A 21167-nucleotide genomic window follows, 5' to 3' on the forward strand; every position below is an offset into this window, starting at 1 on the left:
TCGCGCACGGTTCCGGCGGCGTCGGGGGCTGGAACTTCGCCCCATCCGCGGCGGCCGCACCCGCTAAGGTGAATCCATGGTGTCGAAGTTCTTCGGCTCGCTCTTCGGCGGCGGGCGGGAACCCGAGCGGATCGTCGACGACGAACTCCCCCGCACCCAAGCTGAGGAGCTCGAGCAGACGCGCGCCGCCCTCGCCGAGCTGCGCAGCTCGATCCGCCGCGCGGGCTCGCTCCTGCCGACCGTCGCGTCCTCGAACATGCGCCAGATCGACGACGTCCTGCGACTCCTCATCGACTACGTCGCCGAGCACGGCGCCTCGACCGAGCAGCGAGTGCTCCTTCACTCGATCACGGCCGATTACCTCCCCACGTCGCTGCGCGTATACCGGGCGCTGCCGCCCGAGACGCAGGTGGACGAGAGCCCCGAGACCGAGAAGCTCCTCGAACAGCTCGACATCCTCCACGCGACCGCCCTCGACCTCGACCATCAGGTCCGCACCGGCGCGATCGCCGAACTGAGCGCGCACGGCCGCTTCCTGCGCGACAAATTCGACGTCGACGGCGTGCGCATTGCCCAACGGCGAAAGTCCCACGACGAGCCCACGAAGGAGCATGGGGAATGATGTCGCTCGTCCCGGGGACGACGATCGAGCTCACTGCGGCCGGCCACGGCGTCGTGGTCCGCGTGGGCTGGTCCCTCGAGCCGGGCCCTGGCCCGCAGGCCGAGCCCGTGCCGCTCGGGATCGTGTGCGGCGAGAACGGCAGGGCCCTGAGCCCCGAGCACGTCGTGTTCTTCAATCAGCCGACGACGGCGGCACCCGGCGTGGCCTTCTCCCCCGCCGAGGGAGGGCGGTCCGGGGCGGGACAGATCGAGGTGGACTTCGCGCGGCTTCCCGAGGACGTCGCGAGCATCGCGATCGTCACGTACATCGACCCGGAAGTGCGCGGGCCGGGGACCTTCGCGCCCTTGCGCGGCGCACACGTGAGCGTTGCCGAGCCCGACGGCACCGAGATCGCCCGCTTCGAGGCCCCCACCGCGGGGGCCGAGACCACGCAGGCGATGCTCTTCGGCGAGCTGTTCCGGCATGGCGGTGCGTGGGCGTTCCGCGCCGTCGGCCGCGGGTACGAGAACGGCCTCGCCGGCGTGAGCCGCGATTTCGGGCTGGACGTCTGATGGCCGAGCAGCTCCCCGACGATGGCCTCACACTCGGCCGGCCGGACCCGGCAGGCGCCCCCGCGGCGCCGCTCGAATCCCGCCTCTACCGGGCCCCCGAGTTGGGCGAGGTCGCCCAGCTCTCGGCACGCGGCGCCGTCGTCCGCCTCAACCCCCGCCAATCCGCGATCGGCTCGCTCTTCGTCACGGGCTCGCGGGGCGCGGCCTGGGAAGACGTCTCGCGGGTGAGCGGGGCGCAGAGCGTGCATCGCGAGCAGATCGGCACCGTGGTGCCGACGGCGGGCGGGCGGCCGCTCGTCGGGTACGTCAACCGGGACGCGGTCGTCGTGCTGCGGCACGTCCGGCTCCTCCGCCGGGCCCTGTTCATCGCAGGCGGGGGGCCGCTCGCGGTTCAGACCTTCGACGGCTCCGCGACCGCCGTCGCCAGCTCTCTCGGCGAAGGCCAGCGCACCGTCCTCACGCTCCTGCGGATCGGCTCGATGCTCGAGCTCCGCGCCGAGTCCGTGCCCCACGAGTGGGACGACGGGCAGATCTGGCGCGAGTTCGGATTCTCGATGACGATCGGGCTCGGGCGGCGGTAGCCGCAGGCCGTAGCAGCGCCCCGCGCGGCCCAGCGCTTCCTCGGCGCGCTCCGCGGGTGGTGCGGGGCCCCGCACGGCGCCAAGTCGGAATAGCGACCTCGTTATTCCGACTTAGCACCACTAAGTCGGAATAGCGAGCAGGACCGGACGGCCCCGGAGCAGGCAGCGCAGCCGCAAGGCTCGTCCGCAGCCTTCTCAACGCGCCCGTGTTTTCTGCCGATGAGGCGGAGCTGAGCGTCGGCGGAGCCGCATCTTCGGTCTACGCGGCGATCGCTCGCCTCAAGGACGCTGGGGTCATCCGTCCTCTCACCGGGAGAACCCGCAACCACGTCTGGGTCGCTGCCTCATTGGCGGACGAGCTGGAAGACCTCGGGGTGAGGATCGCGGCGCGCACGCTGGGCCTCTGAGACGGCTCCCCTCCGTGGCGTGCGGAACGCCACAATTCGCGGGCGATCGGACGCAATTCGGCGCCGTTTGGGCCGTGAGTTATGGCGTTACGCGACCCGCACCCCGTCCCACTCCTCGGCGAGCAGGCGGAAGCTCCGTTCGCGGAGCGCGGGATCGTGAGCGTAGCCCGTGAGGATCACCTCATCGACTCCGTAGGAGGCCGCGAACGTCCGCAGGAACTCGGCGGCCTCGGACGGCGTGCCGACAGCCGAGACCCGCAGCGCCGAGGAGGCCATCTGCTCCTCGTGCGGCGCCCACGCGATCTCGCGGACCGGCGGCCGAATGGGACCGCGCTCGCCGCGGCGGATCGCGAGGAACATCTGCTGGTGGGACGTGAAGAGGTACTCGGCTTCCTCGCGCGTCGGCGCGACCATGAGGTTTGCGCCCGCCATCACGTACGGCGCGGCGATCTGCGCCGTTGCGGCGGACGGGTTGAACGACTCCCGGTAGGTCCAGATCGCCTCGCGCAGCTGGAAGGGAGCGAAGTGGCTCGCCGCCGCGAACGGAAGGCCGAGCTGGCCCGCGATGGCCGCGCCCGCCGTCGAGCTTCCGAGGACCCACAGCGGCACGTTCGTCCCGCGGGCCACGGCGGCGCGAACTCCGGCAGAGAGCTCGACTGACTCCGCGTCAAGCTCCTGTTCCCCGAAGTACCACGCGAGCAGCCGGATGCTGCGCGCGAAGTGCTGTTCGTCGTCGTCCCTCGCCCCGCGCCGCAGGACGGCGGCCGTGCGCGGATCGGTTCCCGGCGCGCGCCCGAGGCCCAGGTCGATGCGCGGGCCATAGAGGTTCGCGAGGGTCCCGAAAGCCTCGGCGACGGCGAGGGGCGCGTGGTTGGGCAGCATGATCCCGCCTGAGCCGACGCGGAGGGTCGAGGTGTTCGCGGCGGCGTTGGCGATGAGGAGGGCCGTCGCGTTCGAGGCGAGCGCTTCCGTGTTGTGGTGCTCCGCATACCAGAGCCGCGCGTAGCCGGCCTCCTCCGCGAGGCGCGCGAGGCGCGTGGCGCTCGCGAAGGCGTCGGAGACGTCCGAGCCCTGGACGATCGGGACGAGGTCGAGAAGCGAGAGCACAGTCACGTGGGCGGCAACCCCTCGCCGGCGCGGCTTGTTCCCGCACCTGCCCAATGTGGGCCGTGTCACGGCCGCTGAGACCGAAGTGGACGTTCGATAACGTCTCCATTGCTTTTCCACAACATCACGGCGGTGCGGTTGAACTGCCCCTCGGGGCGTGGGGAAGAATGGACGATGTCCCGGGAAGGCTCGCAGCCCCGGGTTCTTCTCGACGATCTCTGGGGATGGGAGATGGCGTGGACGACGGACTTCTCGTAACGAACCTCGTGTACTTTGGCACGCTTGTGATCGGCGGCGTCATGCTTGTCGTCGTCGCGTTTGCGCTCCTCGGCACGATGTTCATGGCCGGCGTCGCGCAGATCGGCGCGCTCCTGGTCAGGCTGGGCGTCAAGCTCGGCGCCAGGCTCTTCGTCTACCGCCCAGAGCAGACGACGACGGCGCCCGATCGCATGGAGGACCACGTGCGCAACGCCGTGGTCGCCAAGGCGGACGCGATCATCGCCGAGGCCCGAACCGGCCAGATCCGCGCGGCCCAGGTCCGTGCCGCCCAGGAGGCCTCGGCCGAGGCTCCCGACGACGAGGCTCCCGACGACGCGGCGCCCGGGGCGGAGCGCAGCGAGGAGCCCCCGGCGGCGAAGCCCGCCAAGTCGGAGAAGCCAAGTCTCACCCTCGCGTATTCGGACCGCACCGGCCCGTTCACATCGCCCCAGCCGCTCGTCAAAGCCGGCTGACCTCAGCCCCCGTCGAGGGCCCTGAACCGCTCGTGTCGCAAGCGAGCCGGATCGGGGCCCTTCCCCTGTGCCCGCCCGAACCGCTCAGAGGCCGTCCACGATGGCGGCGGTGGCCTCGAGGTACGCCTCCTGGGTGGCCGGCGAGAGGTTCTCGAAGATGATGTCGGCGCCGTCGTCGAGGGCCTCGTCGTATGGCGCGATCACGATCTTGCGCACGTAATGGCCGAAGTGCTCGCGGATCCGGTTGAGCCGCTCCTCGTTCGCAGCAAGGCGGTGCTTGCGGTTCTTCGAGGGCACGGGAGGCTGGGTCACGAGCAGGACGCCGCGCGCGAGCTTGTCGGCGAAGCCCATCTCGACGAGCGTGTCGACGGTCGCCGCGAGGGTCTTGGACGAGTCCTCCTTGTTCATCGCGACGAGGACGATCTCGTCCGCGATCTCCACGGCGGCCTGCCACGTGCCGGCCGTCGACGCGTTTCCGGTGTCGACGAGCGCGAGGTGGTAGAACTGCCGGAGCACCGAGTGGAGCTGCACGAACGCAGCCCCGTCGATGACCTCTTTGTCCCCCGCCTGGTTCTGCGACGCCAGCACGTGGAACTTGTTCTCGCCCTGGGCCCGCACGTAGTTCACGAGTTCGTGGGCGTTCGACGGGGTCGCGAAGCGGTCCACGTTCGCGAGGAGATCGATGGCCGTGTGGTCGTGGCTCGCGGGCATCGCCCGGTCGCCGAGCGTCCCCTTGTTCTCGTTGTTGTCCCACGCGAGCACGTTGCCGCCGCGCACGCGGCCGAGGGTCGCCGCCGCGAGGTAGCACGCCGTCGTCTTCGACGCGCCGCCCTTGAGGTTCACGAAGACGACCGTCTTGTGCCCCGGGAGGCCCCGCTGCGCCGAGGCGCGCCACTCGCGGCGCGCCACCTCCCGCGCGCCGGGAGCGAGGCGCAGCGCGCCGCCCGAGACGCTGTTCACAGCCCCCTGCCATCCCTCCTGCGCGGGGCTCCGCGGGGCTGCCGGGCGAGACGCCGCGAAGTCCGCTGCCGTCGGGCGGCGCCGCCGCCGCAGGGAGAGCCCCGCCGGTTCCTCCGAACCGACGCCCGGCACGCCCGGGCCCGGCGCGGCCGCGTGCGGCGCGCGCAAGTCCACTCCGCCCAGGTCCGGAGTGCGCAGGCCCGGCCCGCGCAGTTCCGGGGCCGCCGCGTGCGCCCCCTCGGCCTGGGAGTCCCCGTTTGCGAACACGAGCATGCGGCGCTCGCCCGCCGGATCCGAGATCACGAGCTGCACGGGCGCATCGATTGCGGCAGCCGTCGCCGCGGCCGTCTCCTGAACCGACTGCCGGGCCGCCTCGAGGTCTCCGTAGCTCGTGTTCCACGTCCGACCATTGGATCCCGTGATCTCGGCCTCCCCACTTGCGGACAGGCGGGCGTTGATCTGAGTCATCCGTAACTTCTCTCTCCCCATCACTGCCACACTGGCCGTCACGGCCACGCTGGATGTGCACCACTTTCGTGGAACGACCAGCCGAGCCGGGATTCTTGCAGATATCCGAGGCACGTGCATGTCACATGAGTGGCACGGGGGGCGTGCTACTCGGGACGCTCCCCCGTGAGCCGCTCGAAGTCGCGCAGCCACAGCTCCTTGACCTCGGCGTCCTTGGTGCGCTTGGCACGGGGGCGGGCGGCGCCGTCGTCGTCCTTGCCGAACGACGGGCGACGCCCCATGCCCAAGGCGAGCAGCGCCCGCTCGGTCATAGCGGTGTGGCGCAAGGCGAGGGACGTCCGACGGCGCCGCATCACCTCGCGCACGGCGTCCTGGGCTTCCGCGCGGCGCCCCAGCGTGCGGAGCGCGCGGGCGCGGAGGATGAGGAGGGCGGCGGCGAGGTCGTCGCGGTTGGTGAGGCCGTCCGTCCACGCGACGATATCCGCCGGGCGGCCCAGGATCTCGGCGAGGCGGCATGCCGCGAGCGAGGCCGGAAGCGACGGGGGAAGGGGCGAGAGGGCCGCTAGGGCGTCGCGGGGGTGCCCGATCTCGCGGAGGCTGTGGGCCAGCGCGAGGCACACAGCCTCCTCGCTGAACACGACGTGGACGGTCACGCCCTCGGCCACTTCGATCCACTGCTGCCAGCTTGAGAGATAGTCCGCCGCGAACTGGGCGGCGGCCAGCTCGTTCTCGCCGCCAAGCCCGCGCTGCAGCAGCTCGGCCGCCTGGGCGTGCTGATGCGAGCGATAGGCGATGAGACCCGCCATGACGTAGCAGAGGCCCGACCATCCGGGGTGAGAACGGGCGAGCACCACGAGACGCTCGGGCTCCTGGGTGCGGAAGACGGCGTCGTGCACGGCCCGCTCGACCTTCGCGGGGAAGCGGCGGAGGCGCGGCGTCGGGCCGGAGCGGCCGAGCCGGCCGAGGATCCCGCGGACAGGCGCGGCCACCCGCACGCCGCGGAAGGGCGTGAGGTCGCGCGGGTCGTGGAACGCGCGCTGGCGGTCCACCTCGCCGGAAGCCATGGCCTCCATGCTAGCCATCCCGGTCATCGCCTGCGGCGGCCCTTGGTGGTTGCTACGGCCCTCATCGGTTCGAAAAATAGGTCCACGCTCCGATGACCCACACCGTCACCGCGACGGCCGCGCACGCGAACTCGACGAGGCGCCCCAGTCCGAGGGCTTTGAGGGCCGCGAGGGACGACGACGAGGCCGCCCGGAAATCCCGCGTCCTCGCCCATTCGCTTCCGAGCAGTCCCGCGGCGAAGCCGACGAACAGCCCTACGACCGGCACGGCGAACAGGCCTACGACCGCCGCCGCCGTCGCGACGACGACGGACCTCCCCGGAACCTGACGCGCCGCGAGCCTCCGCCCTGTGAGGACGTACGAGGCGGCCATCCCGGCGGCGAAGAACGTGGTCCCGATCGCGAACACGATCCAGCCGCCCGCTCCCGAGCCCCCGAACAGCGCCCACTCAAGCAGCGCGAGGATGCCAAGCACACTCCCGGGCAGCACCGGAACGATCGTTCCGGCAACCGCGACGGCGAGGGCTAGGCCGGTCAGCAGGGCGGCGAGAGCAGGTCCATCCACGGCACCCCAGCCTAGCCTCTCGCAGCATGACCGTCCCGTGCGCGACTTGGCCGCCCCGTGCGCAGCATGGCCGTCCCTCGGCAACATAACCGTCCCTTGGACCCGGGTTTCAGGGACGGTTATGTCGCTACCAGACGGTTATGTCACTGAGGGACGGCCATCGCGGCCGCGGCGCCTACTCGCCCGCCACGACGGCGTCCGCCACCGCCGCCGTCACCGCCGGCGCGACGCGCGGGTCGAGGGGGCTCGGGACGATGTAGTCGGCCGAGAGCTCGTCCTCGGCGAGCTCGGCGATCGCGCGGGCCGCGGCGAGCTTCATCGCCGGGGTGATTCGGCGGGCGCCGGCGTCGAGCGCGCCACGGAAGATGCCCGGGAACGCGAGGACGTTGTTGATCTGGTTCGGGAAGTCGCTGCGCCCGGTGGCGACGACGGCGGCGTGCCGCCGCGCGACATCGGGCTCGACCTCCGGGTCCGGATTGGACAGCGCGAAGACGATCGAGCCCTCGGCCATCGCGGCGATGTGCTCCTCCGGGACACTGGACGACGAGACGCCGATGAACACGTCCGCGCCCTCGAGCGCGTGCGCGACCCCGCCGGCCACGGCCCGCGGGTTCGTGCGCTCGGCGAACTCGCGCTTCATGCCCTCGAGGTCCTCGCGCCCGGTATGGAGGGTGCCCTTGGAGTCGATGAGCACGACGTCGGAGATCCCCGCCGTGAGCAGGATCTCGGCGACGGCGATGCCCGCCGCGCCCGCCCCCGCGATCACGACGCGCAGCGAGCCCAGCTCCTTGCCCACCACTTTCGCCGCGTTCGTGAGCGCGGCGAGGGCCACGACGGCCGTGCCGTGCTGGTCGTCGTGCATGACGGGCATGTCGAGGGCCTCGATGAGGCGGCGCTCAAGCTCGAAGCAGCGCGGCGCGGAGATGTCCTCGAGGTTCACGGCCCCGAAGCTCGGCGCGATGCGCACGATGGTCTCGACGATCTCGTCGACATCGGTCGTGTTGAGGACGATCGGGATCGAGTCGAGCCCGGCGAACGTCTTGAACAGGGCGCTCTTGCCCTCCATGACGGGCAGCGACGCGCTCGGCCCGATATTGCCGAGGCCCAGCACGGCAGTGCCGTCCGACACGACGGCGACGAGCCGCGACGCCCACGTGTGCGTCCGGGCAACGGCCGGGTCCGCGGCGATGGCGCGGCTCACCTGCGCGACGCCGGGCGTGTACGCGATCGAGAGGTCGCGCTTCGTCTCGAGCGGGCGGTCGACGGCGACCGAGAGCTTCCCGCCCTCATGCGCGGCGAAGATCTCCTCATCGGTGATGGGCCCGGCGAGGGCCTCGGGGGCGACGGACGTCGGGTTCAGAGTGGAAGAGGACACGGCACTGGTCTCCTGGATCGAGCCGACGGCACAGCGGTCGACGGCGACGCGCACGCGGGCGGGCGAGTCACTCTGAGCTTCGTCGGGCAGAGCGAGTCGCGACCGCGTGATCGGCAACGGGTTCCGGGGGTCTGCGCCGGATGCGGCGCTTCCGGGAGACCGGCCGCACGAGGATGTCCGCGCGGATCATGGTCTCAGGGAATGAGGTACACCCATCGTGCGTGACGAGACAGGGTTTCCGCAACACGGAAGTGATGAGTCTCACGCCGGGTTGGGCGAGAGGTGGCCACGGGTTGGGCGAGAGGTGGCCACGGGTTGGGCCGGTCTCAACGCGTGGCCACATGTCGCCCACGCGTGGCCAGATGCCGCCGCAGGAGGGCCGCTCGCTCAGGCGAGCCGCGCCGTCGTCGTCGGCTCAAGGAGGGCACACGCATCCTTGAGCTGCTGCTCGGCCTCGACCGGGAGCAGGCGCCCGGTACGGATCGCGGCCACGAGCCCGGACACCATGAGCACGATGCTCTTGCCACGCGCGGCCCCGCCGCCGAGACGCCCGAGGACGGACCACGAGAGCTCGTCGACCTCCCCGATGAGCCGCGCGAGCTCGTGGTCGGCCGGCACGACGAGCTCGTCGAGGCAGCTGTTGACCGCGGGCTGCGAGAGGCGCATCTGGAGCAGCTCGACGGCCGCACCCGTGAGGTGCCTCGTGCGCACCTCGCGGCTCGCGTAGGAGCGCGAGCGCTTCGCGACGCGCTCGCGGAGCTCGATGAGCTGGCGGCGGTGGAGAGCGAGCAGGAGGTGCGCGGCGGAGGGGAAGTACCGGTAGGCGGTGCTGGCCGAGACCCCGGCGCGCTCGGCGACGGCCGAAACCTCAACCTCGGGGTACTCGAGCCGCGCGAAGTCGGCGGTGGCCTCAAGCATCCTGCCGTAGCGCTCGGCCAGACGAGGGGTCGTGGGCGCGGCCTCCATCGACACCAGGTCCTTGGGCAGTTCGAGCACGGCGCAGCAGCTTTCGTCGGCGATATGGCTGTACGTGATACCCCGAAGCCGGCGGCGGCGAGGTGTGCGGACTCGCTTCCGGGCAACGTGGTGGGGTCCCCACAACTATACGCCAGCGGCCGATTCGCCTGGCCGGCGAGAGCACTTTCGCGCCACTCTCGACGCACTTACGCGCACGGCTAGACGGCCGCGCGCGGAGCCCGGCTACGCGACGGAGCGGATGCGCGTCACGAAGACGGCGCCCAGCAGACCGATGACAGCGGCCGCGACGTAGAGCGAGATGTAGCCTCCCCACAGCGTGACGAAGGGCGCCGCGATGGCCGGGGCGATCACCTGCGGGAGCGAGTTCGCGATGTTGATGACGCCGAGGTCCTTGCCGCGGCTCACGGCCTGGGGAAGAACCTGCGTGATGAGCGCGAAGTCGACCGCGAGATAGGTCCCGAAGCCGACGCCGAGGATGCACGCGCCCGCGATGGCGCCCGGCCACACGGGGAAGAAGCCGAGGGTGAGCGAGGCGATCGCGATGACGATCGAGGATCCGATGACGAGCGGCTTGCGGCGCCCCATGCGATCGGAGAGCTTTCCGCCGATGACGCTCGTGACGATGACGAACACCGCGTAGAGCCCTGTGAGGATGAGGACGCCCGTCGGGGGGTCGATGCCCTGCGTCTCCTTGAGCCGCACGTCGTCCGCGAGGAAGAAGAGGAGGTAGAGCGTGACCATGTGGTTGCCGATGTTCACGAGCAGCCGCGTGATCCATGCCCACGCGAAGTCGGGGTAGCGGACGGGGTTGATCCAGAAGCCGGCGAGGAAGCGCGCGAGCGAGAACTGCTCGATCGCGCCCCGCGGGAGGGGATCGTCGGCGGCCGTCACGAGATAGAGGACGACGCCGAGCACGAGAGCCGCCGCGCAGATGATGTAGCCGAGCGCGAAGTTGCCTGAGACGACGGCGGCGATCACCGCGCCGAGGAGGATCCCGGCCGTCTGCCCCATCGCCGCGAGGCCGCCGACGACGCCGCGCTGATCGACCGGGGCGCGATCCGGGATAGCGGCCGTGATCGCCGCATAGGCCCCGTTGCAGCCGAGCTGCACGAGGCACCACAGGACCGTGGCCAGGGCGACGTTCGGGGCGCCCGCGAGCGCGACGAGCGCGACCGTCCCGAGCAGCGCGCCGATGAGCACCCACGGACGACGGCGCCCGAAACGGCTCCACGTGCGGTCCGAGAACGCCCCGAAGAGCGGGTTCGCGACGAGGGCGACGGCGGCGCCCGCTCCCGTGACGAGCGCGAGGATCGCTTCCTTCTGGCCCGGATCGAAGGCCTGGGCCTGGAGGCCGAGCAGCACTTGGATGGGCCCGAAGAACGCCGCATTGATCCCGATGTTGACGAGCACAAGGCCCGTGACCCACAGCCCGCCGACCCGGCGGACGGGCTCGGCGAGCGCCGACTCGGGGACTTCGTTCTGGTGCGAGGCCTCGGTGGTCATGGACGGCTCCCGGCTCCTGATCGTCTCCTCCGCCGTATCCCGGCGAGGGTCGGGGGTGACGGGTCGATCTCAGATTAGCCCGCGGGGCGCCGTTTGGGATTTTGAGACTCGGGCCGCGGAGGGTATGGTTTTGGTATACCAAAAGGAGTCCCATGAGCATCCGCGCCGAGCTGTCCCGACAAGCACCAGCCCACGGCTCAGCCCCGAGGCGCGTACCCTGGGCGGCCGCCATCACGGCCCTGCTCATCTCGCTCAATCTGCGCCCCGCCATCACGAGCGTCGCGGCCGCCTTCCCGGCCCTCGCGGGCGCTTTCGGGTCGGCGTACGCACCAGGCTCGCCGTGGCTCGCGGCGCTCGGGTCGGCACCGATCCTCGCCTTCGGCCTTTCCGCTCCCCTCGGCCCGTGGCTCGCCCGCCGCTGGGGGCTCGCCCCCGCGCTCACGACGTCGATGCTCGCCCTCGCGGCGGCCCTCGCGCTGCGCGTCGCGAGCCCCGCGCTGCTCCTGCCCGGAACCGTGGTCGCGGGGTGCGCGATCATGGTCGGAAGCGTCCTCATCCCCCAGCTCGTCAAGGCCAGCGGCGGCTCGACGTGGCTCTCCGGTGTCACGACGATGGGCATGGCCGGCGGAGCCGCGATCGGCGCGGCACTCCTCATCCCGTCGGCCACGTGGTGGGGCCTTCCGGGAGCCCTCGGCGCGTGGGCGCTGCCCGCCGTCGCGGCCGGGGCCGTCGCATGGGCCAGCCTGCGGCCTCGCCGGGAGTCGGCCGCCCCACGGGAGGAGGCGCCGCCGTCGTCCGCCGTGCCGTCGCCAGCCCCGGGCTCGGGTGAGATCGCACGCGCGGTAGCGGCGCCGTCGTCCGCCGGGGCATCCCCGCGACGCCCTCGGCTCCTCCGCCACCGCACGGCCCTGGCGATCACGGCCTACTTCGGGGTGCAGGCGCTGCTCTACTTCGCGGTGACGTCGTGGCTGGCGACGTATCTCGCGGACCGCGGCTCGAACGCGGCCGCGGCGTCCGGGCTGCTCGCGTGGTTCAGCGTCGCGGGGCTGCCCGCGAGCTTCGTCGTGCCCGTGATCGTGGGCCGGCGGCGCGGCGCGCGGATCGTCGGGCCGGGGATCGGACTCGCGATCGCGGCATGCCTCGTGTGGGTCCTTGCGGGCCCCCTCTCGATCATGCCCCTCGCGATCGCGGCGCTCGGCTTCTCGCAGGGCAGCACGCTCGCGTTCGCGTTCACGCTCATCGTGGTCCGATCCCACGACGCCGTCACCGCGGGGCGGCTCTCCGCCCTCGCCCAGGGGGCCGGCTTCGCGCTCGCGTCCGTCGGGCCGTTCGCCGCGGGCTGGGCCCACGGAACCACGGGCGGATGGGCGGCGCCTTTCGTCGGGATGGCGGTGGCCGCCGTCGTCCTCGCCGGTCTCGGGGCGCTTGCGGTGCGCGGCCCCGAGGTGCGGTAGCTGCCGGAGAACGATCGACTGAGCTCAGCTCCGCACGGCTGCGTCGTCGTCCGTTCGGGCGCGCCCCCCACGCCCCGTATATACCGCGGACGATATCCTCTCCCCATGGAGACCCCGCCGCAGGCCCTTGCCCCGGATGAGGCATTCGCAAGCCACGTCTACCAGCTCATTCTCGAGGACATCGTGGCGGGCCGCCTTGCCCCGGGTCAGCGCCTTCGCGAGCGCGAGCTCTCCGAGCAGCACAGCGTCTCCCGCATCCCCGTGCGCGAGGCCCTGCACCGGCTCGAGCAGGACGGCTTCATCGTCACCGCGCCCCGCCGCGGCGCCGTCGTGCGGAGCCTGACCCTGACCGACGTCGACGAGGTCTTCGACCTGCGCGTCATGCTCGAATCTTTCGCCGCGCGCCGCGCAGCCGAGCGGGTCGCCGCAGGGGCCGACGCCGGTCGGCTCACCGAGCTCCTCGAGCTCGCCAAGGAAGCGGCCGACGCGGGCGACATCGAGCGGGCGTCCGACCTCAATACCGAGTTCCACGCCGAGATCGTCAACGTCTCGGGCCATCGGCTGCTCGCGCGCTCGCTCCGGCCCCTCCAAGGCCTCGTCCGCTGGATCTTCGGCCTCGGCGTGAGCCGCCCGATGGAGCTCAACACGATCGAGCACGAGGAGATCCGCGAGGCGATCCTCGCCGGCCGGGCGCAGCTCGCCGAAACCCTCGCCGCCGCGCACGTCGAGCTGGGCCGCCAGCCGGTCCTCGACGGCCTCGCGGGGCGGCTCCCGAAATAGCGTGAGACCACTCACCGAAACCTTGACCCTCGATTAATTGCGGCATACCATTTTTTCGTAATTTAAGAGGGAAATTTCCCCCCGGAAATTCTTGGGACGGGAGCGTTGACGATGTCCCCTTCAATCCCTACGGGCACAAGCCCGCGTCTCCACAATGAAGACCTCGCACCGGCCGAACACCGCAAATGGGGCTTCTATTCGCTGTTCGCCATGTGGATGTCAGACATCCACTCGCTCGGCGGCTACACCTTCGCGGCAGGCCTGTTCGCCCTGGGCCTCGGCGCGTGGCAGGTCTTCCTCGCGCTCGCCGTCGGAATCATCATCGTCTTCTTCCTCATGAACCTCTCGGGATTCGCGGGCCAGAAGATGGGTGTGCCCTATCCCGTCCTCGCGAGGATCTCGTTCGGCACATTCGGCGCGAACCTACCCGCCCTCATCCGAGCCCTTGTGGCAATTGCGTGGTATGGAATTCAGACATGGCTCGCGTCGCGCGCCGTCATTGTCATCGTCCTCAAAGTCTGGCCCGACCTGAAAGGGCTCACGGGCAACAACTTCCTCGGCGAATCGACCCTCGGTTGGCTCGCGTTCCTCCTCGTGTGGGCGCTTCAGCTCCTGCTCCTCCGCAACGGAATGGACACCATCCGGAGGTTCCAGGACTGGGCCGGCCCCGCCGTCTGGGTGGTCATGGCGCTCCTCGTCGTCTACATCCTCGCCAACGCGGGCTGGAACATCTCGCTCGACCTTCCCGGCGGAACCGCCACGTGGGGCGTCACGCAGGCCTTCCTCGCCGCCGTTTCGCTCACGGTCACCTATTTCTCCACGCTGCTGCTCAACTTCTGCGACTTCTCCCGCTTCGCGCCGACCCGCAGGGCCGTGGGCACAGCGAACGTGTGGGGCCTCCCGGTGAACTTCATCGCGTTCTCCGTCGTGTCGGTCGTCGTCACCGCGGGAACGTTCAAGGTGTACGGCCAGTACATCTACGATCCGGTCGACGTCGTGGGCCGTATCAACAGCATCTGGGCCCTCCTGCTGGGCGCCGTGACGTTCGCGATCGCTACGCTCGGGATCAACGTCGTCGCCAACTTCGTCTCGCCGGCCTACGACCTCGCCAACGTGTGGCCGTCGAAGATCGACTTCCGGCGCGGGGGCCTCATCGCCGCCGTCGTCGCCCTCGTGATCACGCCGTGGAACCTGTTCAACACCCCCGTGGTGATCAACCTCTTCCTCGGAGGCCTCGGGGCTCTTCTCGGCCCCCTCTTCGGCATCATCATGATCGACTACTACGTGCTGCGGCACCAGCACGTCGTGGTCCATGACCTGTTCCGCGAGGAAGGCTTCTACACGTATTCGGGCGGGTGGAACCCCAAAGCGGTCCTCTCGTTCGTCGTCTCGGCGGTGCCGGCGGTGATCATCGCACTCGTTCCCACGTTCGCGGTCTTGTCCGCGTTCTCGTGGTTCATCGGCGCGGCCATCGCCGCCGTCGTGCACTACCTGATCTCCCGCAACGACCCGCGCATTGCCGAGTCGGTACGGGCTGCGATGGCAGAGGAGGCCGGCGCGCAGCCGCCGCAGGCGCGGACGGCGTAACGCCCGGATCGCTCATCCTTCGGCGCGGTGCTGTGCCTCATCAATCTCATCGATCGTGACGCCGCGCCAGAAGGCGATGCGGCCTGCGATGTGTGCGGCGGCCGCTTCAGGCTCCGGGTAGAACCAGGCGGCGTCTTCGTTCCGCTGGCCGCCTACTTCCAAGCTGTAGTAGGCGGCCTGGCCTTTCCACGAACACAGGGAGGAGGTCGCGCTCGCCCGCAGATAGCCCGAATTCACGGAGTCAGCCGGGAAATAGTGATTGCCTTCGACAACGATCGTCTCGTCGGATTCCGCCACGACGGCGCCGTTCCATTGTGCCTTGATCAAGACAGGCCTGCTCTCGCATTGTCGTCATTTCCATCCGGTAGCCCCATCGCACCTCCGCCCGGACTCACAGCGGCGCGCCGACCGCCGGAACGGGCGAGCATCTTCCGAGGATTGAGGCGACCTCCCCGGCAGCACGTCGGGTGGCGTCTTTTGCCGCCTGGTCCGACATTGTCCACGAGTGCTCCGAAACGCTCTGAACCGACATGAGCCCGATCAACGAGCCGTCGACCTTGATCGACTCGAAGAGCTGGGCGGTGGCGCCCGGCACGAAATTCCTGAGCGACCACCCCGGCACGGACCCGGCGCGCGTGCGATCGGAATCAACGGCACTGCCTTCGTGCAGCGAACGCATCCCGGGGCGCACCGATTCGACCGTGGGAAACCGCGCCCACAGGCCCAGTTCGGGAAGGTCCAGCTGAAGCACGATGCGGTCAGCGCCGACCTCGGACCTGAGCGAGTCGCACAGATCTTGGAGAAGGGCGAACAGGGCGCCGTCCCGGAGCAGGGTGCCGAAGCCGCCGATCGATGTCGGCGCCACGAGCCGCAGCGCGTGCCAGAGGGTGACGGCAACGCTGTCGAAGACCGGGATCCCCAGCTCCCTTTCGAGCCCCGGCGCGAGGAAGGCACCGTTGAGATTCGTGCACAGGATGGTCGCGGCGTGGGCGTTGGGGGCCACCGCCCTGACTCCCTCGGCCACGACTTCTTCGGGGACGCGCGCGTATTCCGCGTTGTCCGTGATTCCCAGATGGGATTCGGCGACGACGTCGACACCGCACCCGGCGTACTCCCGGGCGATCTTGGCGTTGACCTCCGCCGTGTACGGCGTGGCTAGGCCGAGCTTGCTTACGCCGTACACGCGGCAGGACTCCAGGAGCGCGAGAGTCGAACTCGTCGCGGGGGCGTTGCAGATCCTCGAGAGGTTTTCACAGAGGTCCCTGTCCCGCTCGATGCCAAGCCACGACCCGCTGCTGCCGTTCCAGATCACCGCATCGACTTCGGCGTCGGCCAATTGGCGCGCTGCCGATGTCATCCCCTGCCCGCCCGATGGCGAGGAGAAATCGGGATGGGCGATATCGACCCGCGCGAAATGGACGCTCACGTCGTGAGTTCCCCCGAGCAGTCGGTAGGTGACTGGCTCGACGCACGTATTGGACGTCGGCACAATCATGCCAAGACGCGGGCATTCGGCCCTTCGCTCCATGGAAAACCCTCCTCTCTTCGTCAGCACCGCAGGGCCATTCAGTGCGCGGCGTTGGCCCTGGGGTCCAGCTGGGGAAGGAGCTTCGCGACTCTCATGCGGCAGATCCGGTCAAGCTGGCGACGGGACTCGGCGAGTTCGTCCTTTGGATCGGACGTCAGCCTCTCCCGCATCACGGAAAGGACGTCGGTCCCCTCCAAGCCTGTGGCGGCGACGACGAAGGTGTACCCGAAGCGTTCCCGGTACTCCGCGCCTGTCCGTATGAGGCTCTCCTTCAGACTGGCCTCGGACCCGTGCACCCCAGACTCCTCCTCGCGCGACCACTGGGCCGCACGTGTTCGCGCGCCCCCATCCACCGCGATCGGCGGAAACTGGTTCAACACCAGCGGGAGGTCTCCGTCCGAGATCGCCGCGATGGCGTCCGCCGCCGCGAGCTCAAGCTCTGACGCGTCGCCATACGGACGCAGCGCCACCACGCTCTCGCCCCATTCAGGCCACGGACAGCAGCTCGCCACCGCGGCCTTCGCATCGGACTCGGACAGCTCGTTGAAGACCGCGAGGCCGCGCCTCGACGCGTCGAGGACCAAGGACTCTCCCTCCGCTCGGGCCATCATGCCCGCACCCCCAGACGCGCGCGCTCAACGGTGAGCCGGCAGAGGTCTTCTGCCCGCTCTGGCGTGAGCCACCGCGGATATTCGGCGATCGCATCCACCGCATCGTTGAGCGCCTTGTAGACCGCCTCGACCTCTTCCAGATCGAGTTCGAAGCCGAGATTCGTGCCGAGCTGGCGCACCATGGCCCGCGTGCTGAGGCGATCCCACACCCACCTGATGTCCGCGCCGACCACATCGGCGTGGACGCAGCCCGAAATGGGCGGGAAGGTGCGCACGCCGTCGCGGAGGCTCGCGAGCACATCCGCGGCCGTGCTCTTGAGGTAGGCGTAGCCCCCCGTCACGGGCTTGAGTGCCGGATTCGGAATGCCGATCTCCTCGGCGACCAGGTCGGACAGAGACTGGAGGCGTTCGAGCTTGATTCCCGTGTCCACGCCGTAGAGGACTTCGAGGCTCGTTGCGACCTCCTCGAGCGGAGGGAATCCGCAGCGATAGGAAACACCGTTCACCGAGACGTCGGGGCCGGCGCCTGCCGCGGCGGCAGCGATGGCCGCTGCGGTTCCGAGGCCGAAGTCGTCATGCACGTGCATGGTGATCGGCACCGGCTCGGCCAGCCGCGATCGGAACCGCCGGATGAAGACGCGCATGGCCTCGGGCCCGAGGCTGCTCGTCGAGTCCATGAGATCGATCCGCTGGGCGCCCAACGCGACCGCCTCGTTGGCGACCCGGACCATGCTCTCGAAATCGCGCCGGCCGGCCTGTGCCAGTGTCACGGTCCAGGAAAGCCCGCAGGACTGCGCGTAGCCGACCACCCCCGCAAGCTGGCGCAGCTGCCGCGACTCATTCTCGGACGACGCAGCTTCGACGATGCCCGGCGCGATGACGCGGGCACCCAGAGACAACAGGAGGTCCACGGTCGACCGCGGGTCGATTGTCGGCTCGCCCTGCCCATTCCCGAGCAGGGTATCCGCGTACACATTGGACGTGAAGCTGAAGCGGCCGGCCAGGACTTCCCGCACGAGCTCCAATTCCCGTGCGTTGGGGCGATCGTCGCCCCACCAATCGAGGTTGAGGCTCTCGTCCCGGATGCCGATATCCTCGAGGGCTTGCGCCACCCGCAAGAACCCGTCGATCGAGACGGTCGCGCCGGCGGTGTAATTCATCTTACGAAGGGTGCTGTCGATGAGTCCGAGGGGACGGGGGAAGTCGAAGTCCCTGGTCACTTCGTCGTCGAAATTGACCGGGCTGACCCAATGGCTTCCCTCGACCCTGAACTTCCGGTCTGGATTTATCACAATGCTTCTCCTCTACACCTCGGTCAGGACGCGGTCACCGAGAATTGACCGGGTCAGAGCGGCGGCCTTCTGAATGGAACTGACCGCCTCGTCGTATCCATAGGGCTGGGACAGGTAGGCCTCCCAACCGGGAACCTCCCCCGATTCGAGGCGGCGCCGGTAGCGTTCGATCATGTCGAGGTAGGCGGCGTACTCTTCGACCGTCAAATCCGGATGCCCGGCGAGGAACTCCGGATGGAATGCCTCGATGACCCTCGGCGTCGGGCTCGGCTTCTTGTCGAGGTACGACTGGGCGTTCTCGATCGTGAGATTGATGGACGGATTCGCCTCAACGATGATCGGCACAACCTGCGCGAAATCGACGACGCCCTCCCCGCACGGCCGAAGCTGATACACGAGGCCCCCCTCGCCATGGGCCACGTACGCGTCCTTGAGGTGTGTCTGGCGCACATAAGGGGCGACTCGCCGCGCGGCGAACACGGGGTGCTCGAGCCGCTGGAGGATGTTGGCCGTGTCGAACACGATTCCCGTGGTGTCAGGTCCGACCTCCTCGACGAGCCGTACGAGCTCGAAGCTCGTGACCTCCTCGTGCGTCTCGAGGTTCATGTGGATTCCGAGATCGCGGGCGATGGGGGCAAGCTTGCGGAGGAAGCGTGCCGTGGCCGCGAGCTGATCGGCCCAGTCGACGTCGGTCCGGAAGCGGTCATAGGCGAAGCGCCCGAAGAACGATCCCTTGAAGTTCGCCGTGGCCACCCAGAGCTCCCGGCAGTCGATCTCGGCGCAGGCCTCCATCATCCTGCGGAAGCCCAGGACGATGTCGCCGTCGCCGATCGTTCTCAGCTCAGGGGACTCAGGGTTGGCGTAGGGGTTGACCTTGCCGAGCCCCGTCTCCAGGTAGAGCCCGAGTTCGTCGGCGCGGCCTCGAATCTCCCGCAGTTCGCCGAGATCGAGGGACGGGCTCATGTCGAGCACGGTCCTGAAGAAGAGGCCTTCCATCCCCAGCTCGTGGGCGTGGTCTACCGTGGCGAGGGGGCCGCGTTTCGCCGATTCGGGGATCTTTCGCCCGTCGACTCCTATTCGCATGGCCTGGACCTTTCTCGAAGTGCTTTCAGTCGTTGATGAGGAATGGGGCCCCTGATGGGGACGGGGCAGGTCACGCCACGTGCTCCGCGATGCGGGCAAGCGCCCGCTCTCGTGCGACGACGGGATCCGGCATCGGCACGGCCGCGAGGAGCGCCTTCGTGTACGGATGGGTCGGCGAGGCGAGGACTTCGGCGGATGGCCCCTCCTCCACGATGTGCCCGGCCTGGATGACCGCGACGCGAGAGCAGATCTGCTTCACGACTGCCAGATCATGGGCAATGAAGAGGACGGTGAATCCCAGCTCCTCCTGCATGTCCTGCAGCAGATTGAGCACTTGGGCCTGCACCGACACGTCGAGCGCCGAGACCGGTTCGTCGCAGATCAGGAGCTTGGGCTGCACGGCGAGCGCCCTGGCGATGGCAATGCGCTGGCGCTGGCCGCCTGAGAACGACCTCGGATGCCGGTAGATGTCTCGTTCGTTGAGTCCGACCATCTGAAGGAGCTCGACGACCCGTTCGCGCCGCCGCGCCTTGTCGGGAACCAGCTTGTGCACCACGAGCCCCTCGCCCACGAGGGCCTCGACCGTCATGCGCGGGTTGAGGCTCGACGTTGGGTCCTGGAAGACGAACTGGATTTCGCGCCGGATCCGCCTCAGGTCGCTGCCCTTCGCCGTCGGGATGTTGATCCCGTCGTAGCCGACCGAACCGCTCGTGGGCCGCTCGAGGCCCATGATGCTCCGGATGATGGTCGTCTTGCCCGATCCCGATTCGCCCACGAGGCCTGTGATCGCTCCGGCTTCCGCCGTCAGGTTCACGTTGTTGAGGGCGACGACGGGCTCCCTGCCGAGTGCGCGGAACGTCTTGCAGACGTCTCGCAATTCCAAGAGGCTCACTGCTCCACGACCTTTCCGGGCTCGGGGTAGAGATGGCAGGCGACCATGCCGCCCTGGGGTGCGGGCCTGAGCTCGGGAACTTCGACGGAGCACAGGTCGAAAGCCCGCGGGCAGCGAGGATGGAACGTGCATCCCGTCGGCCGGTCGGCCGGGTGAGGCGGCGCCCCGCTGATCGTCAGGAGCCTCCGGGTGCTCTGGTCGATGCGGGGCACCGCTTGGAGCAGACCCTGCGTGTAGGGGTGCGCAGGGTGGGTGAACAAGGTGTCCACAGCGGCTTCGTCGACCTTGCGGCCGGAGTACATCACCGCCACCCGCTCCGTGAAGCCCGCGACCGTGGCGAGGTCGTGGGTGATGAGGAGCATCGCGAGACCGCGTTCCTTCGAGACCCTGTCCATGAGAGTCAGCACCTGCTCCTGCACCCGGACGTCAAGGGCGGTCGTCGGCTCGTCCGCGATGATGAGCGCGGGCTCGCAGACGAGGGCCATCGCGAGCACCACGCGCTGCCGCATGCCGCCCGAGAACTCGTGGGGGTAGGCACGCATCCGGGCCGCCGCGTTGGCCACGCCGAGTTCCTCGAGGACGGCTTGGGCCCGGCGCTCCGCTTCCGCGCGCCGCAAACCCGTGGACCTCAGGGGTTCCGCAACCTGTTCCCCGATCGTCATGAGGGGATTCAGGGCCCCCATGGGATCCTGGAACACCATGCCGATCTGACGGCCCCGCACTCGGACCATTTCCTTCTCGCTGAGTTCGAGAAGGTTCTTCCCGTTCAGCGCGATGGATCCCGCGAGCGTGAACTCGGGGTCGAGCCGCATGATGGCTCGCGCCGTGACGGATTTGCCGGACCCCGATTCCCCCACGAGCGCCACCCGGTCGCCCGCCGCGAGGTCCAGGCTGAAGCCGTCCACGAGCCGCAGACGGGATTCCTTGGGTCCGGCCTCGATCACGAGATCCCGCACCGAGAGGAGGGTGGCGCCGTCGGGCGTTCCCTCGCCGTTGCGCTGTGGCGACGTGCCGATCAACGTTTTCAT

22 protein-coding genes are annotated in these 21167 nt (G+C 69.5%); 8 read left to right on the forward strand and 14 right to left on the reverse strand.

The features are described 5' to 3' along the window. Positions 1-76 precede the first annotated feature (76 nt). The 4 genes from SPF06_RS13320 to SPF06_RS13335 all read left to right on the forward strand — a co-directional run bounded on the left by SPF06_RS13320 (position 77) and on the right by SPF06_RS13335 (position 2161). Positions 77-622, forward strand: a complete 546-nt coding sequence (locus SPF06_RS13320) for a hypothetical protein (RefSeq protein WP_323279586.1) — start codon at positions 77-79, stop codon at positions 620-622. Next, entirely contained in the window at positions 619-1173 is a 555-nt protein-coding gene (locus tag SPF06_RS13325; protein ID WP_323279587.1) for a TerD family protein, read from the forward strand. The genes SPF06_RS13320 and SPF06_RS13325 overlap by 4 nt, the downstream gene beginning before the upstream one ends. Next, positions 1173-1754, forward strand: a complete 582-nt coding sequence (locus tag SPF06_RS13330) for a hypothetical protein (protein ID WP_323279588.1) — start codon at positions 1173-1175, stop codon at positions 1752-1754. Before SPF06_RS13325 ends, SPF06_RS13330 begins: the two co-directional genes overlap by 1 nt. A gap of 206 nt (positions 1755-1960) precedes the next feature. Next, entirely contained in the window at positions 1961-2161 is a 201-nt protein-coding gene (locus tag SPF06_RS13335; RefSeq protein ID WP_323279589.1) for a hypothetical protein, read from the forward strand. An 87-nt stretch (positions 2162-2248) separates the two neighbouring features. Here the strand turns inward: SPF06_RS13335 and SPF06_RS13340 are convergent, their stop codons facing one another. Continuing rightward, complete coding sequence (locus SPF06_RS13340) at positions 2249-3274, reverse strand: LLM class flavin-dependent oxidoreductase (protein ID WP_323279590.1); 1026 nt, start codon at positions 3272-3274, stop codon at positions 2249-2251. A gap of 230 nt (positions 3275-3504) precedes the next feature. On the opposite strand from SPF06_RS13340, the gene SPF06_RS13345 reads away from it, so the two are divergent. After that, entirely contained in the window at positions 3505-3999 is a 495-nt protein-coding gene (locus tag SPF06_RS13345; RefSeq protein ID WP_323279591.1) for a hypothetical protein, read from the forward strand. A gap of 84 nt (positions 4000-4083) precedes the next feature. Here the strand turns inward: SPF06_RS13345 and SPF06_RS13350 are convergent, their stop codons facing one another. From SPF06_RS13350 to SPF06_RS13375, 6 genes are all read right to left on the reverse strand, one after another. After that, positions 4084-5427 (reverse strand): MinD/ParA family ATP-binding protein, encoded by a 1344-nt coding sequence (locus SPF06_RS13350; RefSeq protein WP_323279592.1) that lies wholly within the window; start codon positions 5425-5427, stop codon positions 4084-4086. 146 nt (positions 5428-5573) lie between these two features. Continuing rightward, on the reverse strand, positions 5574-6491 hold the full coding sequence (locus SPF06_RS13355; protein ID WP_323279593.1) for a hypothetical protein: 918 nt from the start codon (positions 6489-6491) through the stop codon (positions 5574-5576). 61 nt (positions 6492-6552) lie between these two features. Next, positions 6553-7056, reverse strand: a complete 504-nt coding sequence (locus SPF06_RS13360; RefSeq protein WP_323279594.1) for a DUF456 domain-containing protein — start codon at positions 7054-7056, stop codon at positions 6553-6555. Between the two features lie 175 nt (positions 7057-7231). Continuing rightward, positions 7232-8431 carry an NAD(P)-dependent malic enzyme gene (locus tag SPF06_RS13365; RefSeq protein WP_428985765.1) on the reverse strand — a complete coding sequence of 400 codons (1200 nt, stop codon included), beginning with the start codon at positions 8429-8431 and terminating at the stop codon, positions 7232-7234. Between the two features lie 387 nt (positions 8432-8818). Beyond that, positions 8819-9427, reverse strand: a complete 609-nt coding sequence (locus tag SPF06_RS13370) for a TetR/AcrR family transcriptional regulator (RefSeq protein ID WP_323279595.1) — start codon at positions 9425-9427, stop codon at positions 8819-8821. Positions 9428-9631: 204 nt separating this feature from the next. Then, on the reverse strand, positions 9632-10912 hold the full coding sequence (locus tag SPF06_RS13375) for an MFS transporter (RefSeq protein ID WP_323279596.1): 1281 nt from the start codon (positions 10910-10912) through the stop codon (positions 9632-9634). Between the two features lie 152 nt (positions 10913-11064). Here SPF06_RS13375 and SPF06_RS13380 point away from each other — a divergent pair, with 152 nt between their 5' ends. The 3 genes from SPF06_RS13380 to SPF06_RS13390 all read left to right on the forward strand — a co-directional run bounded on the left by SPF06_RS13380 (position 11065) and on the right by SPF06_RS13390 (position 14733). Beyond that, entirely contained in the window at positions 11065-12366 is a 1302-nt protein-coding gene (locus SPF06_RS13380) for an MFS transporter (RefSeq protein ID WP_323279597.1), read from the forward strand. 105 nt (positions 12367-12471) lie between these two features. Then, on the forward strand, positions 12472-13146 hold the full coding sequence (locus SPF06_RS13385; protein WP_323279598.1) for a GntR family transcriptional regulator: 675 nt from the start codon (positions 12472-12474) through the stop codon (positions 13144-13146). Positions 13147-13257: 111 nt separating this feature from the next. After that, positions 13258-14733, forward strand: a complete 1476-nt coding sequence (locus tag SPF06_RS13390) for an NCS1 family nucleobase:cation symporter-1 (RefSeq protein ID WP_323279599.1) — start codon at positions 13258-13260, stop codon at positions 14731-14733. A gap of 12 nt (positions 14734-14745) precedes the next feature. On the opposite strand, the gene SPF06_RS13395 is transcribed toward SPF06_RS13390, so the two are convergent. From SPF06_RS13395 to SPF06_RS13425, 7 genes are all read right to left on the reverse strand, one after another. Next, positions 14746-15060, reverse strand: a complete 315-nt coding sequence (locus SPF06_RS13395; protein WP_323279600.1) for a DUF427 domain-containing protein — start codon at positions 15058-15060, stop codon at positions 14746-14748. Positions 15061-15124: 64 nt separating this feature from the next. Further along, positions 15125-16261: a maleate cis-trans isomerase family protein gene (locus SPF06_RS13400; protein ID WP_323279601.1), complete on the reverse strand. Its 1137-nt coding sequence runs from the start codon at positions 16259-16261 to the stop codon at positions 15125-15127. Between the two features lie 38 nt (positions 16262-16299). Further along, the gene (locus tag SPF06_RS13405; RefSeq protein ID WP_323279602.1) at positions 16300-16845 is read right to left on the reverse strand and encodes a 2-oxo-4-hydroxy-4-carboxy-5-ureidoimidazoline decarboxylase; all 546 of its coding nucleotides are present in this window, start codon (positions 16843-16845) and stop codon (positions 16300-16302) included. Positions 16846-16868: 23 nt separating this feature from the next. Further along, positions 16869-18032: a hypothetical protein gene (locus SPF06_RS13410; protein WP_323279603.1), complete on the reverse strand. Its 1164-nt coding sequence runs from the start codon at positions 18030-18032 to the stop codon at positions 16869-16871. Between the two features lie 144 nt (positions 18033-18176). Further along, positions 18177-19247: a sugar phosphate isomerase/epimerase family protein gene (locus SPF06_RS13415; protein WP_323279604.1), complete on the reverse strand. Its 1071-nt coding sequence runs from the start codon at positions 19245-19247 to the stop codon at positions 18177-18179. Positions 19248-19317: 70 nt separating this feature from the next. After that, complete coding sequence (locus tag SPF06_RS13420) at positions 19318-20139, reverse strand: ATP-binding cassette domain-containing protein (RefSeq protein WP_323279605.1); 822 nt, start codon at positions 20137-20139, stop codon at positions 19318-19320. After that, positions 20136-21167: an ABC transporter ATP-binding protein gene (locus SPF06_RS13425; protein WP_323279606.1), complete on the reverse strand. Its 1032-nt coding sequence runs from the start codon at positions 21165-21167 to the stop codon at positions 20136-20138. Before SPF06_RS13425 ends, SPF06_RS13420 begins: the two co-directional genes overlap by 4 nt.

The organism is Sinomonas terricola, assembly GCF_034931225.1.
GTDB classification, from domain to species: Bacteria; Actinomycetota; Actinomycetes; order Actinomycetales; family Micrococcaceae; genus Sinomonas; species Sinomonas terricola.